General features: G+C 33.2%; 10 protein-coding genes. All 10 read left to right on the top strand.

Annotated features, from left to right (window positions below):
- Position 1: 1 nt before the first annotated feature.
- On the top strand, positions 2-1474 hold the full coding sequence (locus ACHRVL_RS16670) for a retropepsin-like aspartic protease (RefSeq protein WP_395414588.1): 1473 nt from the start codon (positions 2-4) through the stop codon (positions 1472-1474).
- A gap of 25 nt (positions 1475-1499) precedes the next feature.
- Positions 1500-2882, top strand: a complete 1383-nt coding sequence (locus tag ACHRVL_RS16675; protein WP_395414590.1) for a TlpA family protein disulfide reductase — start codon at positions 1500-1502, stop codon at positions 2880-2882.
- 12 nt (positions 2883-2894) lie between these two features.
- Positions 2895-5705 (top strand): M16 family metallopeptidase, encoded by a 2811-nt coding sequence (locus tag ACHRVL_RS16680; RefSeq protein WP_395414592.1) that lies wholly within the window; start codon positions 2895-2897, stop codon positions 5703-5705.
- A gap of 144 nt (positions 5706-5849) precedes the next feature.
- Entirely contained in the window at positions 5850-7892 is a 2043-nt protein-coding gene (locus ACHRVL_RS16685) for a cytochrome c biogenesis protein CcdA (protein WP_395414594.1), read from the top strand.
- Between the two features lie 307 nt (positions 7893-8199).
- Entirely contained in the window at positions 8200-10140 is a 1941-nt protein-coding gene (locus ACHRVL_RS16690) for an oleate hydratase (RefSeq protein WP_395414596.1), read from the top strand.
- 193 nt (positions 10141-10333) lie between these two features.
- A complete protein-coding gene (locus ACHRVL_RS16695; protein ID WP_395414598.1) occupies positions 10334-11209 on the top strand; it encodes a helix-turn-helix domain-containing protein in 876 nt (291 codons plus the stop codon).
- 170 nt (positions 11210-11379) lie between these two features.
- On the top strand, positions 11380-13482 hold the full coding sequence (locus ACHRVL_RS16700) for a glycoside hydrolase family 97 protein (protein ID WP_395414600.1): 2103 nt from the start codon (positions 11380-11382) through the stop codon (positions 13480-13482).
- Between the two features lie 226 nt (positions 13483-13708).
- Positions 13709-14677 carry a type I phosphomannose isomerase catalytic subunit gene (locus ACHRVL_RS16705; protein ID WP_395414602.1) on the top strand — a complete coding sequence of 323 codons (969 nt, stop codon included), beginning with the start codon at positions 13709-13711 and terminating at the stop codon, positions 14675-14677.
- A 302-nt stretch (positions 14678-14979) separates the two neighbouring features.
- A complete protein-coding gene (locus ACHRVL_RS16710; RefSeq protein WP_395414604.1) occupies positions 14980-15990 on the top strand; it encodes a LacI family DNA-binding transcriptional regulator in 1011 nt (336 codons plus the stop codon).
- Between the two features lie 298 nt (positions 15991-16288).
- A complete protein-coding gene (locus ACHRVL_RS16715) occupies positions 16289-19378 on the top strand; it encodes a SusC/RagA family TonB-linked outer membrane protein (protein ID WP_395414606.1) in 3090 nt (1029 codons plus the stop codon).
- The last annotated feature ends 11 nt before the right edge of the window (positions 19379-19389 follow it).

The raw sequence follows: 19389 nt of genomic DNA on the forward strand, positions 1-19389 counted from the left end.
AATGAAAAAAATATTCTTGTTTTCGATATTGATTTTTGGATATTCAGTTTGCGCTCAAAATAGCGCTCAAAAAGCTATTGAATCTTTCGAAAAAGCCTTTCAAAATAAAAATTATAATGATATGAAAAATCTTCTGGCGCCCGAATTTACCGTTGGTGCCGGGGATTCATCTTCGAATGAATTTTATTTAAACACTATTTTTAATGCTTTTCCGGTTTTAGATTCTATCCAAATTGGAAAATCGGTAACAATTAAAAATGAAACTTTTGTTTTAGCTGATTTTTGTTTTAATGGAAAAGAAAAAAAGCCAACACAAATTGTTTTCAATTCAGAGAATAAAATAGCGTATGTGACTTTTTTTGATGGGTTGTATAGAGTCGACCGAAATGCCCAAGTAAAAGAAGTTGCTAGTATTCCGTTTGAAATTGTAGAAAACGGAATTGCCATCAAAATAAAGTTAAACAAAGCCGACAGAGAATTTTTAATGCTGTTTGATACAGGCGCAGACGGAATGGCTCTAAATCCGGACAGTGCTTATAAAGCAGGAGTTGTAGTTACGAAAAGCAAATCGGCATCTGTGGTTGGCGGAAGTCAGCAAGTGCAATACTCGGCAGACAATACCATTTACATTGGCGATCAGGTTTTAAAAAATCAAGGTTTGGTTATTTTCCCGAAACATGGTGTTTATGATGGATTATTTGGCGCCAATTTACTGCGCAATTATATCACATCTGTCAATTTTGATACGATGACAATTGATTTGTACAATTTTGGAAATTTCAATTATTGGGGAAAAGCAAAACCATTAGTTTTTGATTATAAATCGGGACTTCCAGTAGTAAAAATGAACTTGACTTTTGATGATAAAAAAACAGTCGAAGGCAGTTTCACTTTTGATACCGGTGCTGGTTATGATTTAATTGCTTACGGACCTTTTAATCATAAAAACAATCTGGAAGCCAGTTTAAAAACCGAATATACATCTGTTAATTACAGTTTAGGAAAACAAACTAAAATTGTAGGCGGCGCAATACCAAATATTGCTATTAATGGAAATAATTTTTCAGATGTAACAATTGCAGTTCAAGAATATGACGAAGCCAATAAAAACTGGGCTTTTGCCGATGGATCTCTGGGAATTGATTTAATAAAACGTTTCAATTTTACAATTGATGTACTCCATAAAACGGTTTATTTAGAACCAAATAAAAACTTTAAAAAGAGACCTTTATTTTATATCGCCGGACTTGGTTTGGATTTTGACGAAAACCAGAATCTTATAGTAAAACGAATTATAGACCAGCAAAATGAAGACTTGAAGCAAGTCAAAATTGGGGCAAAAATTACTCAGATTAATGATTTTGAAGCCAAAGATCTAGTGAAACCAGAAAATCTTAAAAAACTAAAAGACAATAAAGAAAGTAAAGACCTGATTATTGAACAAGGTGATCAGTCGATGCGTATTACAATTTAAAACAATCAAAAAACAAATAACTATCATGAAAAAACACATTTTTTATTTCATTTTGACCTTTATTACGGTTCAAATGAGTTTTGCAGGCAGCATTTCCGAATATGCCGTAATTAAAGGAACGATTTCGATTCCTGATTTTCAGGCTAAAGAAGTTACACTTTACAATGTTGAAGATGGAAAGCCAGCCGTTGCTGCTACCGCTAAAGTTAATCCGCTTGGGGAGTTTGGCTTTATGACACCAGTTTCAGCTGCTGGCTTTTATTATATTGATTATGGACAATTTAAATCAAGAAATCAGTTAATTCGTTTGTATTTAGAACCAAAACTAGATATCAATTTGGTTATTAATAAAGAGCATTATGTTTTGAGCGGAAAAAATGTAGGTCAGAATGTTTTGGTTCAAAAAGCAAATGAAATTTATAATGAATTTGCGCCATTTGCAAGACTTGGAGGAAATATAACTTACGTAGATTTTTATCCTTGGCTTGATAAAGGTGTAGCAAAAGCAAATGAATTTTCGAAAACAATAAATACAAAAGATGCTAATTTTAATAAGCTATTAAAACTGGCTGTGGCAACAGATGTTGAAGAATCGACTTATACTTTTTTCAGAATGCCTAGAACTGCATTTCCAGATAAAGACGATCGTCCGGCAGTGATAAAAACTTGGCAGACAGATAAAAAGTTTACAGATCCAGATTTGTTAAAATTACATAACGGCGTTGCTTTAATGTCAAATTATTTCTTTTATATAAGTGTAAACGGTGCCGCAGTTCCAAAACGTTTAGATATTGTTGAAACATTAAATCATATTACAGATCCTGCTCTAAAAGATGTTTATTTACGTGATGCAGTGTCAACTTCAAGAATGAAAATCGAAGAATATGAAAAAATAGCACCGAGTATAAAACCGTATATGATTTCTGAGACAAGCAAAACATTTTTATTAGATTATGAAAAAGTGCTTCATAAAAGTGTAGGTCAAAAAGGATTAAATTTTTCGTATAATGACATTAATGATAAACCAGTTTCATTTTCAGATTTCAAAGGAAAATTTGTTTATATCGATTTATGGGCAACTTGGTGCGGACCTTGCAAGGCTGAAATTCCGCACATGAAAAAAATTGAAGAAGATTATCACGGAAAAAATATTGTATTTATAAGTCTTTCATTAGATAAACCAAAAGACGCACAAAAATGGAAAGATTTCGTTACCAAAGAACAATTAAAAGGAATTCAGTTAATGGCTGATAAAGATTTCAATTCTGATGTTGCTAAAAATTATGAAGTAAATGCGATTCCGAGATTTTTATTATTTGATACCAAAGGAAACATTATCAACACCGATGCTTTCCGTCCGTCTAATCCTGAATTGAGAGAACAACTGGATAAACTATTGAAAGGTTAACAAGTAAACTTTATGAAATACAGCAAAAAAATATCAGTTTTACTGCTTTTTATCGGAAGCTTGACATTCGCACAGAATTACAAGACAAATGACCCAATCGCAGTCAATCAGAAAATAAAAAAGGGAGTTCTGCCAAACGGAATGACGTATTATATTTACCCAACTGAGGTAAATAAAAATACAGCAAGTTATTATATCATTCAAAATGTAGGTTCAATTTTAGAAAACGACCAGCAGAAAGGTTTGGCGCATTTTCTGGAACATATGGCGTTTAACGGAACCAAAAATTTTGAAGGAAAAGGCATTCTGAATACACTTCAAAAGCAAGGTGCTGTTTTCGGGAAAAATATCAATGCATATACAAGTACAGACGAAACGGTTTACAACTTAGACAATATTCCGTCAAAAGATGGAGGTGTTGTTGATACCTGTTTATTGGTTTTGCACGATTGGTCTAACTTTTTGTCTCTGACAAATGAAGAAATCGATGCCGAACGCGGTGTAATTACTGAAGAATGGCGTACCAGACAAAATGCGAGAGCAAGAATTTACAATCAGCTGGCACCGTATTATTACAACAATTCGCTGTATGCAGACCGCATGCCGATTGGAGATATGGATATTGTAAAGAACTTTAAATACCAAGTTTTAAGAGATTTTTATAAAGATTGGTATCGTCCCGATTTACAGGCAATAGCTATTGTTGGAGATATTAATGCAGACGAAATTGAAGCCAAAATAAAAAAGCTTTTTGCTGATATTCCGACGCCAGTAAATCCTAAAAAGCGTTTTGAAATTGCAATTCCAGAGAGAGCAGAACCAACTTTTAAACTGGCTTTAGATAAAGAAATTTCAGCTTCAAATATCAGCTTTATGATTCGTCATAATGCTGAAAAACCAACAGGAACTTATGCCGATTTAGAAAAATCAACACAAAGAAGTATCGCTTTTTCTATTTTGAATAACCGTTTGGGAGAAATGGCTCAAAAACAAGAATGCCCATTTAAAGGCGCACAAATAGGATATCAAAAATATTCTCGTTTAAATGATGTTTTTGTTTTAAGTATAAGCCCAAAACCTGGAAAACAAGCAGAAGCTTTTACGGCTGTGATGAACGAATGGGTTCGTGCTTACAAATTTGGTTTTTCAAAAGGCGAAATCGAAAGAGCAGTTACCGAAACCATTTCTGGATATGAAAACTATTTAGAAAAACTAAATGAGATTTCGCATAAACAAGTAATCGGAATGGTGAAAGACGATTATTTAAATCACGAAGTTATTGCTGATCCTGCAGCAGAATTTGAAATGACAAAAAGCATTTTAAAAAATCTGGACAGTAAAATTCTTCAAGAACAAGTTTTAAAATTATACACCAAACAAAATCGAGTTGTAACTGTAACAGGTGTAGAAGGTGAAGAAAATCTAAATCAGGAAAAAGCTTTTGATATTATTGAGAAAGCAGAAAATGATCCATCGTTACAGCCGTATGTAGATGCTTTTGTTGCTAAATCTCTTATGGATGGAGCAGATTTAAAACCCGGTAAAATTGTTTCTGAAAAAGAAACGAAAGAAATTGGAGCAACGACCTACATATTAAGTAATGGTATAAAAGTACATTATAAATTTGCTGATAAGAATAAAAAATCGGTGACGCTGAATGCAAAAAGTTTTGGAGGATCTTCGTTATATTCCTCTAAAGATATACCCTCAATAGCTGGTGCTGCAAATCTGGCAATGATGTCAGGTGTTGCATCATTTTCGAGTACCGATTTAGAAAAAGTACTAAAAGGAAAGATTGTAAATGTTTTGGCAGATATTGATAATTTGTCAGAAAGAGTTACGGGTAATGCAAATACAAAGGATACAGAAACGATGATGCAATTGGTTTACTTACGTTTTGTCAAACCAAGATTTGATCAGAATCAGTACAATTTGTTAAAACAAAACATGCAAAATTCTTTAAAAAACAGACAAAATGATATTTCATCTAAAATGAGCGACAGTTTAAGTTTTGCTATTTATGGTAAAAACAATCCAGATGTTCGGATAGTAAACCAACAATTTATAGACGATTTATCTTTTGATAAAATGAAATCTTTCTATCTAGATCGTTTTTCAGATGCAAGCAATTTTACATTTTATATTGTGGGTGATATTAAACCTGAAGTTTTAAAACCTTTATTAGAAAAATATATTGCAAGTATACCTGGAATAAAAAGGAAAGAAAAGTTTAAGGATAATACAGTTGAATGGGTTTCTAATAAAATAGACAAAGATGTTTTTATAAAAATGGAAACGCCAAAGAGTTCCGTTAAAATTAAGTTTCAGGACAACTTTACTTACTCTCAAAAAAATAGAATTTTGGCTTCATTTTTAGGTGATATTTTAACTTTAAGATATACCGAAAGCCTGAGAGAAAAAGAAGGAGGAACATATGGAGCGCAGGTTAGTGGAAGTTTAGTGAAGCTTCCTAAACCTACTGTTAACCTTAATATAGCATTTGATTGTGACGCAGATAAAGTAGAACATTTATTGCCAATTGTATATCAGGAAATTGATAAAATCCGAAAAGGAGATATTTCGAATGAAGATATTGAAAAAACAAGTAAGAACTATATCAAAGCAAAAGCAGATCAGCAAAATTTTAATTTTAACAGTATGGATCTAATTTCCAATTATTTCGAAAATAATATTAATATGGATGATCCAAAAAATTACATTGATATTGTAAATGCAGTTACAGTAAAAGACATTCAGGATTTTGCAAATACTTTTTTTAAGAATGCAAAATCTTACGAAGTTGTTTTCAAACCATTAAAATAATTTCATCAGTTTTTTTAATAATAGAGTTTAATTGTTTTCCCTATCAATTATTATTTTGAATTAGTAAGCAAATTAGTTGTTATAGAGGATTGTCAAGAGGGTTGTTTTTTGCTATTCAACCCTCTTTTTTTAAAAATTTAAACCATGAACAAGAACATATTTTTAGGGAGTCTTTTGTTGTTGTTTTCAATAATAACACAGGCTCAAATTTATAATCCGTTAAAATGGAAAACCAGTATCGAGAAAATTTCCGATACAGAATACGAGTTGCAGGCAAAAGCAATAATCGAATCAGGCTGGCATTTATACAGTCAGGAAGTTTCAGACGGGGGCCCGATTCCTACTCGTTTTACTTTTACAAAAGCACCCGAATTTCAGTTAATTGGTGCCGTAAAAGAAGAAAAAGGAAAAACCATCAACGATCCGATTTTTAAAATGCTGATTAAGTTTTTTGAGAAAGAAACCACTTTTAAACAGCGTGTTAAAATACTTTCAACAAAACCTTTCAAAATCAATGCAGAAGTTGAATTTATGGTTTGCAATGATGAAAACTGTCTTCCGCCAAGTTCAGACGAACTGGAGTTTTTCGTTAGTCCATCTGCGAAAGCGGTAGCATTAATAGAAAGTGATGCGAAGAAAGAAATTAAAACAGCAGAGATTGATTCCTCTGCCACTGTTGTAAAAGAAAAGACAGAAGAAATAATCCAGACAGAAGCTGAAAAAACACCCAAAAAAGAGCCGAAAAAACAGCAGTCTGAAACGGAATCAAGAAGTTTGTGGTCGATTTTTTTATTGTCTTTTTTCTCTGGATTTGCGGCCTTGTTGACACCTTGTGTTTTTCCAATGATTCCTATGACGGTAAGCTTTTTTACCAAACAAAGTAAAACTAAGTCTCAGGGTATTAGAAAAGCTGTTTTTTACGGAATTTCGATTATCGCTATTTATATCTTTTTGGGTGCAATTGTAACCTGGTTTTTTGGTGCAGATTCTTTAAATGCACTTTCAACGAACGTGTGGTTTAACCTTATATTTTTTGTGCTTTTAATGTTTTTTGCTTTTTCGTTTTTAGGAGCATTCGAAATTATGCTTCCAAATGCATGGGCAAACAAAGTAGATTCGCAGGCAGATAAAGGCGGAGTTGTTGGAATTTTATTCATGGCTTTGGCATTGGCGATTGTCTCTTTTTCTTGTACGGGACCAATTGTTGGAACTTTACTTGTTGAAGCAGCTTCGCGCGGGGGGATTGCACCTTTTGTTGGGATGTTTGGTTTTTCTTTGGCTTTGGCATTGCCTTTTACTTTATTTGCTGCATTTCCGGGTTGGTTAAATTCACTTCCAAAATCTGGCGGCTGGTTGAATTCAGTTAAAGTGTTTTTAGGATTTCTGGAAATGGCATTAGCTTTTAAATTTTTGTCGAATGCCGATTTAGTTTTGCAATTGCATTTGCTGGAAAGAGAAACTTTTTTAGCGATTTGGATAGCAATTTTCGGGACATTGACTTTTTATTTATTCGGAAAAATTCAGCTGCCTCATGATAGTCCGGTTTCGAATATAAGTGTTGGAAGACTTGGATTAGGAGTTTTGGTTTTGGCTTTTACTATTTATCTGATTCCTGGAATTTGGGGTGCACCTTTAAAAATGATCAGCGGTTTTCCGCCGCCAATGCATTATAGTGAAATCCCGAATGGATTAAGTAATTCTGAATCGCGAGAAATAACAGAAAACCTGCCTGCAGGTGCGGAGCTGGGACCTCACGATATTATGGCTTTTAGAGATTACGATTTAGGAATGCAGTATGCCAGAAAAATGGGCAAGCCGGTTATGATTGACTTTACAGGGCACGCTTGTGTAAATTGTCGTAAGATGGAAGACAACGTTTGGTCTGACGATAAGGTTCAGAAAATTCTAAAAGGCGATTTGGTTTTGATTTCTTTATATGTTGATGATAAAAGAGAATTGGCTTCACATGAACAAAAGGTTTCTGAATTAACCGGAAAAAAAATAAAATATATTGGACAAAAATGGAGTGAATTTCAAACCATAAAATATAAAACAAATGCACAGCCTTTTTATGTATTGGTGAATAATGAAGGAGAAAAGTTAAACGAAACTTCAGCTTATAATCCTGATATTGATGACTATTTAGAATGGCTGAATACTGGAATTTCTAATTTTAAGAAAAGTTGATTTTGTTAATTTTTTATCGAACAGAGATTTTAATAGGCATAAGGAATTTTAGGACAGTACTACGTTTTTATATACTAATTTAACCCGTTGAGTGTAATTGTAAAAAATAATAATCTAACACATAGTCCCGATAGCTATCGGGACTATGTGTTGAAAGTAATTGCGTCTAACGGGCTTAATTTATTGTTATTGCTAGATTATAGTGCGTTTTATAAAGTAAGAATTTGGGGATAGTAATAGCGAGTTTCGGGATGCACATTATCTTCAGGCTAGTCTTAACTTTGAGTAAATCAAAAATAGATTAGTTATGAGTTCTACCACTTCAAAATTCGATAAATTACTTAATGGTTCTCAAGAATATGGAAATGTGAACCACAAACCGGACTCTAGTAAAGAGGTTCAGATTAACACACCTGAAAAAACAATGCCTTTTTCAGATCAAATTGGAAATTACCAGCGAAACAAAGGAATTCCTTCAAAATCGTACAAAGACAGTAAAATTTATATTGTTGGAAGCGGTATTGCAGGAATGGCAGCGGCATATTATTTTATTCGTGACGGTCATGTTCCGGGAGAAAACATTATTTTTCTAGATCAGCTTCACGTAGATGGCGGATCACTTGATGGTGCTGGAAATACTACAGACGGTTACATTATTCGCGGCGGACGTGAAATGGACATGACCTACGAAAATCTTTGGGATATTTTTCAGGATATTCCTGCTTTAGAACTTCCTGAACCTTACAGCGTATTAGACGAATACCGTTTGGTCAATGATAATGATCCTAATTATTCTAAAGCAAGACTGATTCATAATAAAGGACAAATTAAAGATTTCAGCAAATTTGGATTAGAGAAAAAAGATCAGCTTGCGATTATAAAATTGCTGCTGAAAAAGAAAGAAGATTTAGACGATTTAACTATTGAAGATTATTTTAGTAAATCCTTTTTAGAAAGTAATTTTTGGTTCTTTTGGCGTACCATGTTTGCCTTTGAAAACTGGCACAGTTTATTAGAATGTAAATTGTATATGCACCGTTTCCTTCACGCGATCGACGGAATGAAAGATCTTTCGTGTCTTGTGTTCCCAAAATACAATCAATATGATACCTTTATTACGCCGCTTCGAAGATTTCTTCAGAGCAAAGGCGTGCAGATCGATTTAAACACACTCGTTAAAGATTTAGATATTCACAGCAATACAGAAGGTAAAGTGGTGGAAGCTATTATTACCGAAAAAAAAGGAAAAGAGGAAAGAATTCCAGTAGGTAAAGACAATTATGTAATTGCCACAACAGGTTCTATGACCGAAGATACTTTTTATGGAGATAATAAAAATGCCCCAATTATAGGTTTAGACAACAGTACCAGCGGACAAAGTGCTGGATGGAAATTATGGAAAAACCTGGCAGCTAAATCACCTGTTTTTGGGAAACCTGAAAAATTCTGTGGTAACATTGCAAAATCTTCTTGGGAATCGGCTACACTTACCTGTAAACCTTCTGCTTTTGTAGAAAAAGTAAAAGAACTTTGTGTCAACGATCCGTACTCAGGAAAAACAGCAACAGGAGGAATTGTAACCATCAGCGATTCAAAATGGTTAATGAGTTTTACCTGTAACAGACAACCTCATTTTCCAGACCAGCCAGATGATATTTTAGTAATTTGGGTCTATGCCCTTTTTATGGACAAAGAAGGTGATTACGTCAAAAAAACAATGCCGCAATGTACCGGAGATGAAATTTTGGCTGAATTAGCATATCATTTAGGAATCATCGATCAATTAGACAATATTGTAGAAAATACCATTGTTAGAAGTTCTTATATGCCGTATATAACTTCTATGTTTATGCCGAGAGCAAAAGGAGATCGTCCGCAGGTAGTGCCGGAAGGCTGTACCAATTTAGGATTAGTTGGGCAATTTGTGGAAACCAATAATGATATTGTATTTACGATGGAAAGTTCTGTGCGAACAGCCAGAATCGCCGTTTACGACTTATTGAATCTGAACAAACAAGTACCGGACATCAATCCGCTGCAATATGATATTCGTCACTTGCTTAAAGCTGCACAATCATTAAATGATTACGAACCAATAGTAGGCGAGGGACTTTTAAGAAAATTTCTAAAAGGAACTTACTACGAACATCTGCTTGTTGAAAATGCTGATGACGGGCAAGAACACGAATCCTTTTTTAATGAACAATTAAATAAATTAAAACACTGGATAGGAGGAATCAGGGACTAAAAACGTAATAGAATACAAATATTACAATTCAAATAAATGGCGTTGAGGCTTTTGCTTTAGCGTCATTTTTGCATGAATTAAGTTTAATTAATTATTAAAAGGGCACATTTTATAAGGAATTATACCTATAAATGCTTATTTTTATGCGTAAATTAGTTTTCCAAAAACAATATTTAAGCAGCATTTATATAGGATGGATCAACCTTACGATAAAATAAGAGATACATTGGCCTATTTTGAGGTTGATAACAATTTACCCTATTATGTTTCTTCGGGGAAAAAACAAATGGAATACCCGCAGAAGCCTTTTCGAATGGATTATTATTCGTTGTGTATTTGTACGGAAGGAGATATCGCTATTGCTATTGACGGACATCAGCATTATATCAAACAATTTACTTTATTAATTGCACGGCCTGCAACCATTATTGCTTTTCATAATAACAGCGAAGACTTTAGAATGAAATTGCTGTTCTTTGAAAAAGAGTTTCTTCTTAAATACATATCTGATCCTTTTATTATCGAAAGACTGGCTTTTTTTAAAGACAGATCATTTGAGCTCATTCAGCTGAAAGAACAAGATGCCAAAAAGCTGATTAAATTGATGAAATACCTTGAAAGTAAAATTGAGGCCGATTTGAAATTTAAAGATGAAATTGTCAGAACCATTATATTCAATCTGCTTTTAGAAACAGCCGAATTATTACCAAAAGAAGCACCTCAAACAGTTTCAATTACTAATAATCCGAAAGACACTTATTTTCAGTTTCTTAATCTCGTTATGAATAATATTACACAGCATAAGGGAGTAAGTTATTATGCTCAAAAATTACACATTTCAAACAAATACCTGATTCAGATTGTAAAAAAAGCGGCAGACAAAACCCCGCACGAAATTATCGATGCACACTTGTTAAAAGAAGCTGTCGTATTATTAGGAAACCCTTCCATTAATATAAGCGACATTGCTTATCGACTTAGATTTAATTCAGTTTCTGCTTTTGGACGCTTTTTTAAAAAACATTCTTCTATTTCTCCCACAGATTATCGCCGACTTCAAAATTTATAGAAATCAGTAGATTACATTTCTTTTTCTCTTTTTACGCGAAAGATTATTCTTAATTTAAACAGCGTTTTTATTCCATTATATTTATTTTTTTCTACAAAGTATTGCTGTTTAATTTATTTTATTATTTTTACTAAATCGATTTAGGAATTTTTACTCTCTCAAATTATCTTATGAAAAATACATTTTTTAGCTGCTTCTTTATATTGTTTTTAGTCGGATTTGTTACTGCGCAAGACCTTAAGTCTCCAAATGGTAACTTAACAATGAAATTTCATTTGGATCAAAACGGAACACCGGTTTATACTTTAAACTTTAAACAAAAAGCAGTAATTCAAGAAAGTAAAATGGGTTTTGTCATAAAATCTGATATTTTATTGAATAGTGGTTTTCAAGTTGCCGAAACCAAATTTCAGTCAGAAAATAGTACCTGGAAACCCGTTTTAGGAGAGCAAAAAGAAATACAAAATCAATACAACGAATTAAAAGTTGATCTTGTACAAGAAAAGAGCAAACGAAAAATGTCTATTTACTTTCGTTTGTTTAATGATGGTTTAGGTTTTAGATATGAATTTCCGGTGCAAGACAATTTGCGCCACTTTATTATTCAAGAAGAAACAACTGAGTTTAATTTAACAGGAGATCATAAATTATTCTGGATTCCGGGTGATTATGATACTAATGAATATAGTTATTCAACTTCAAAAATATCAGAAATGCAGTCTTTGGTTTACGATGCGACTCATGTTCCATTAGCTGCGCAGACAACAATTAAAAATTTAGCTGCTCAAACGCCTTTAATGATGAAGACAAATGAGGGGCTTTATATTAATATTCACGAAGCCGCTCTAAAAAACTTTCCAGCAATGTGTCTTAATGTAAATGATAAAACATATTCATTAAGTTCACATTTAGTTCCAGATGCAGTAGGTAATAAAGGATATATTCAAACAGGAAGTTTCACGCCATGGAGAACTATTGTTGTAAGCGATGATGCTAGAAATATTTTATCATCAAAGATGATTTTAAATCTAAATGAACCTTGTGCTTTTGATGATGTTTCTTGGATAAAACCAGTAAAATATATTGGAGTTTGGTGGGAATATTTTACAGGAGGCGGATCAACTTGGGCGTATTCAGACAATCAAGATGTTGTAATTGGTAAAACAGATTTTTCTAAGTTAAAACCAAATAATACACATGGGGCGAATACTAAACATGTAAAAGAATATATAGATTTTGCTTCATCAAATGGTTTTGATGCTGTTTTGGTAGAAGGCTGGAACGAAGGCTGGGAAGATAATACCGCTTTTAAAAAAGAACACATTTATAGTTTTACTAAAGCATATCCAGATTTTAATGTGAAAGAACTTAGCGATTATGCTGCTAAGAAAAACGTAAAAATCATTATGCATCACGAAACAACATCATCAGTTTCTGAATATGAAAGACAGTTGAAAGATGCTTTAACTTTTATGGTTGATAATAATTATAATGCTGTAAAAACAGGATATGTTGGGCCAATTATTCCAAGAGGAGAACATCACGACGGGCAGCAAATGGTAAATCATTATACTTATGTAGCAAAAGAAGCGGCGAAGCATAAAATTATGGTAGATTCGCATGAAGCCGTTCGTCCAACAGGTTTACATCGTACTTATCCAAACTGGTTCGCACAGGAATCAGCTCGTGGAACTGAGTTTGAATCGATGGAAGGAATTCATCCAGATCATACTACAATTTTGCCTTTTACAAGATTAATGGGCGGGCCAATGGATTACACTCCAGGAATTTTTCAAGGTGATTTATCTGTTTACGGAGCAAAGAAAAATAAATTGAGCACAACACTTGTTAAACAATTGGCATTGTATGTTACCATGTACAGTCCGTTACAAATGGCTGCCGATTTACCAGAAAATTATATAAAATTTAATGACGCTTTTCAGTTTATAAAAGATGTTGCCTTAGATTGGGATGAAACTTATATTCTAGAAGCTGAACCGGGTGATTATATTACTATTGCCAGAAAAACAAAAGGCAAACAAGAATGGTTTGTGGGCGCAATTACAGATGAAAATTCGCGTACAGCTTTAATTGATTTTAGTTTTCTTCCAGCAGGAAAAAACTTTACAGCAACAATTTATGAAGATGGAAAAACGGCAGATTATAAAACTAATCCGCAATCGTACAACATTCGTAAAGTAACAGTAAACAGTAAAACAAAACTAAAACAAAAACTAGCTTCAAGTGGAGGCGCTGCGATTTCTATAAAGTAGAAAAGTTGGAGAAATGGTACGCGGATGACGTGGATTCGTTATCGGGATACAAGAATTAAAATGATTTTGTTTTCACGCTCCCGATAGCTATCGGGATGGCAGATTAAGCAGATTTAAGTTATGTGCAAATTGATTAGTGATAATTAGTGACTCGAGCGACAGCGAATAGACGAAGTAAATTAGTGGCGAAAAAAAAATAAAAAATAAAAAGTAAAAAATATAAAAAATGAATACGAAAATGTACCCTTTACAGTTTGAACCAATTTTGAAAGAAAGAATTTGGGGAGGCGAAAAATTAAAAACGGTTCTTAATAAACCTATTGTATCTCCTATTACAGGAGAAAGCTGGGAATTGTCTACAGTAGAAGGTGATGTAAGTGTGGTGGCAAATGGAGAATTAAAAGGAAAATCATTGACAGAACTTATTGACAAGTCTCCAAATGATATTTTAGGAAAAAACGTTTATGCTCGATTTGGCAATCAATTTCCATTACTTTTCAAATATCTAGATGCACGCGAAGATTTATCAATACAAGTACATCCGAATGATAAATTAGCAAAAGAACGTCATAACTCTTTTGGTAAAACCGAAATGTGGTACGTTATGCAGGCTGATGCTGATGCAAGAATTATCGTTGGTTTTAAAGAAGATTCAAGTAAAGAAGAATATTTAGAAAATCTAAATAATAAAACTTTGGTTTCGATTCTTGACGATGTAAAAGCAAAAGCAGGCGATGTATTTTTTCTAGAAACAGGAACTGTGCACGCAATTGGAGCAGGATTGGTTGTTGCAGAGATTCAACAGACATCTGATATTACATATCGTTTGTATGATTTTGACCGAAAAGATGCTCAAGGAAATACAAGAGAATTACATGTTGATTTAGCACTTGATGCCATCAATTACAATAAAGTAGATACCCATAAAAAGTACGAAACAGTATCTAATCAATCAAATGTAATTGTAGATTGTCCTTATTTTGCAACAAACATTATTCCGCTAGACGGCAAGATTGAAGGAAACAAAAACGGAGAAACTTTTACGGTTTATATGTGTATTGAAGGAGCTTTTGAGATTAGATATGAAAATGTAAGTTATCAATATAAAAAAGGCGATACCGTTTTAATTCCTGCAGGAATGCGTAATTATGTGTTAGAAGGAGAAGCTTCAATTTTAGAAGTTTATATTTCGTAAAACTATAAGTGTTAATTTGATTTAAAATAACTGCAAACCAAAAAAAAGAGTTAAATTGCCCGTTCATAAATTCAGTAAAGATACTTAGTAAAAAGGGAATTCTATTAATATTATGCCGTTTTTATCTGATTAAAAATAACGATTAATGCTAAAAACGCATACAATTACTGTTAAATATGATTATTATTGGCTTTAAAATAATGATTTGTTTAAAATAATATCTACAAAATCGTTTTAGTAACTATTTTTAGTTATATTTGTGATATTGTTAATAACAGCTTAATGTAAAATTAACTCTCTAAATGAAAAAAATAACTATTAAGGATATTGCAACAGAAGCTGAGGTTTCTATATCTACGGTGTCTTTTGTTATTAATGATAAAGGAGAGAAGATGGGAATAAGCCCGGCGGTAATTAAAAAAGTACAGCAAGTTGCTGAAAAACTTAATTATCGGCCAAGTATGATAGCGACAAGTCTAAGAACAGGTAAAACGAGATCTATCGGGTTAATTGTTGAGGATATTTCGAATCAGTTTTTTGCTGATCTTGCTCGGGTAATAGAAGAGGAAGCAAGAAATATTGATTATCGCGTTTTTTATTGCAGTACAGGTGGTAATGATGAACGTTCTGAAGAGTTAATACATAGTTTACTGCAGGCAAATGTGGATGGGTTTATTATTACGCCAACACAAAATATTGAAAGCAGTATTGATTTGCTTTTGAGATTGAAAAAGCCGGTAGTATTAATTGACCGATATTTTGCAGGACAAAATGTGAGCCATGTTGTAATGGATAATTATGAAGCATCAAATTCTGCAGCAAAATTTTTGATCAATAAAGGTCGTAAGAACATAGCTATTGTAAACATCACTTCCGAAATGATTCAGATGAAATCACGAGAAGATGGATGTCGAGATGCATTAAAAGAGGCTGGTATTTATAATGATTCGCTGGTGCTTCATATGGAGTACAACAGCACTGAAGAAACGAGAGTTGCAGCAATTGTAAGTTTTTTAGAAAAAAATCCGCAAATTGATGCCGTTTTGTTTTTAACAAACTATATGGGGCTTGCAGGTTTACAGGCTTTTAAAAAGGTTGGGAAGACAATACCAGAGGATGTTTCGGTTATTAGTTTTGATGATCATGATAGTTTTAAACTTCATACACCAAAAATAACAGTTATTTCGCAGCCTATTAATGATATTGCGGTCAAATCAATACAATTGTTATTGAGTCAGATGACCAATATGGAGAAATTTGAAATAGAAAAAAGTCTCAAAAAAGGAGAATTGATTGTTAGAGAATCAGTTTAATTTTTAAGAGCATAATCATAAAAAAAGAAAAAAAACGATTCGTTTTTTTTTAGGAATTTTACTAAATCGTTTTAGTAATTTAAGGTCAAAATATTCGATCATTGCGTTATTTTTTTGAGCTGTTTACTATATCGATTGCTAAGAGTTATAGGAATGTTTACGTTGCTATTAAAGCATTGTATTTGTTGGGCGCAGAGCTTATGAGTGCAATATTAAAATTGAGTTCAAATTTTTATTAATTATTTAAAAACAATCACGTTAAAACAAAACAAATTACCAATTACCAAAAAAAAAGCTTATGAAACGAATATTAGCAGTGTTAGGAATGGTATTGTTGTGCAGCTTAGGTGCTGTGGCGCAAAATCGATTAATAACAGGCGTAGTGGCAGATGCACAAAACAGAGGAGTTATTGCTGCATCTATCGAGGTTCAAGGAAAACCGTTTAGTGCAATTACAGATACAGAAGGTAGATTTAAAATGAATGTTCCAGAAGGAGCAGTTACTTTAAATGTATCTTCGATAGGTTTTACATCAAAAACGATAGTACTTCAGCCAGGTGAAAATAAAATATCAGTTGTATTATTAGAAAATGTACAAGAATTAAAAGATGTTGTTGTAACATCATTTGGAGTTAAAAAACAAAAGAAAAGTTTAGGATACGCTGTTGGGGAACTTAAAGGAGAAGAACTAACAAAAAACAAAGAAATTAATTTAGGAAATGCATTACAAGGTAAAATTGCCGGTGTTAACGTTTCTGCACCAGTTTCTGGACCATCAGGTTCTAGCCGTGTTGTAATTCGTGGAGCAACTTCGGCTTCTGGATCAAACCAGCCTTTGTATGTTGTAGATGGTATTCCAATAGATAACACGCAGCAAGGAAATGCTGGTATGTGGGGTGGAGCTGATAAAGGAGATGGTATGTCTTCTTTCAATCCAGATGATATTGCTTCTATGTCAGTACTTAAAGGTAGTGCGGCTTCTGCTCTTTACGGGTACAGAGGATCTAATGGTGTTATCTTGATTACAACTAAAAAAGGAAAAAGCGGAACTGGTCTTGGTGTAGATTTTAGTACAAACTCTACATTCAATACACCAATAAGCCTTTTAGATTGGCAAGATCAATACGGATCAGGAGAGCCTGTTAATGGAGTTCCTTCAAGATTTGGCAGTTTATCAGAGCTTAGAGAAAAATATGTATTGGCTTGGGGAGATAAATATGACGGAAAACAAACTATTGCACTTGATGGAACTACTAGACCATATCAAGCAAATGGGAAAAATAACGTAAAAAACTTCTACAGAACGGGATATTCTTTCAGTAATACTTTAGCAATTTCTGGAGGAAACGAAACAACTAATTTTAGATTGTCTTTCGGAAATACAAAAGACGAGTCTATTTTGCCAGGAACAAATTTTGGAAGAAACAACGTGGCTTTAAGTTTGAACTCGTCTCCGAATAAAAAAATCAGCATTGAAACAAATGCACAATATATTACAGAGAAAAGTCAAAACAGACCTTATTTGAACGATTCTCCTAGAAACGCTTCGTATACTACAACATTCTTAAACCCTGGAGCAGATATTAGATGGTTAAGTAATGGTTACGATGAAAATGGAGGTGAAGCTGATTATTTTGGATCAAACACTTACCAAACGAATCCATATTTTGCAACGCAAGAAGATTTAAATAGTGATCTTAGAAAACGTTTTATTGGTTCTGCTAAAGTAAATTATAACATTACAGATAAAATTTACGCAAAAGGTGTTATTGGTATGGATGATATCAACTACGAATACACTGAAATCGAACCTACAGGAATTAACTACAAGACTGGAGGGGCATTAGAGAACAGAGTAGAAGGACGTACAGAATATAATGCTTCTGCTTATTTAGGATACAAAGGTAATATCGTAGAAAACCTTTCATTAGATGCTTTCATTGGAGCTAACCGTCAACACAACAGATTCAGCGGAATTAAAATGAAGGGAAATAATTTTATTGTTCCATTCAAATATTTCTATGGAAATACGCAACCTGAAAAAACAGAAAAATTATTCTCTGAAAGCGAAGTTAACTCACTTTTTTATTCTGCCGATTTAGGATACAAAGATTTCTTATATGTTAGTTTAACAGGTCGTCAAGATTGGTTTTCAACTTTAGATCCATCAAGTAACAGTACTTTTTACCCATCTGTAAGTACCAGTTTAATTTATTCTGAAATTATTCAATTGCCAGAATGGATGTCTTATGGTAAGATTAGAGCAGGTTGGGGTAATGTTGGCGGAGCTTTGCCAGACGCTTATGCTTTAGCATTAACGTATTCTGCACCTGATGGACAAACAGATTCTTTAGGTCAGCCAATTTTAGGAGTAAATGGAGATACAGTTCCAAACAGAGGTTTAAGACCTTACAACGTTAGTACAATCGAATTTGGTTTCGAAAATACATTCTTCAATAATAGAGTGAGTACAGATTTGACTTTCTACAGCAAGAAAACAACTAACGACATTACTGATGCCGATATTTCTCAAGCATCTGGTTATAGAACAACAAAAATCAACGTGGGAGAAATCCTGAACAAAGGGGTTGAATTTGCAATCAATGTAAAAGCGATTAAAACACCAACTTTTGCATGGAATGTTGGATATAATTTTGCTTACAACGATAGTGAAGTACTTAATCTTTCTGATAAAATTACAACAAAAACACTTGAAGGAAACAGAGATTCAAAAGCTTCTGTAGTTTTAGAAAAAGGACAGCCATTTGGAATAATCAAAGCTTATGATTATTTAAGAGACGCAAAAGGAAATATTGTACTTGATACAAACGGCAGATTCATGAGAGGAGATTTAATTAATGCTGGACAAGGTGTTGCACCATTATCTATGGGATTCTCAAATGATTTCTCTTATAAAAATTTCACACTTTCGATTTTTGTTGATGCTAAATTTGGAGGAGAAATCTATTCAGCAACAAACCAGTTAGGAACTCGTTACGGATTAACTGAGCAAACACTTGGCGGTCGTGAAGGCGGAGTTGCAGTAAGTGGTACAGATGTTAACGGTAATCCTGTAAATACTACAGTTTCTGCATATGATTACTGGAGAAGTTATGCAGAGGTGACATCAAATTTTGTTTACGATGCTGATTTTATCAAGTTGAGAGCAGTTTCTTTCAGCTATAATTTTCCAAAAGCAAATCTTGCAAAAACACCATTTCAATCGGTTAGTTTAGCATTTTCTGCTCATAACTTATGGACAATTTATGACAAAGTGCCAAACATTGATCCAGAGTCTAACTACTCTAATAGTAATGCACAAGGTCTAGAAAGAGCATCTATGCCATTGACAAGAAATTTTGGTTTAACTCTTAATGTTAAATTCTAATAACGAAAATT

This window comes from Flavobacterium sp. FlaQc-28 (assembly GCF_044007415.1).
Lineage (GTDB): Bacteria > Bacteroidota > Bacteroidia > Flavobacteriales > Flavobacteriaceae > Flavobacterium.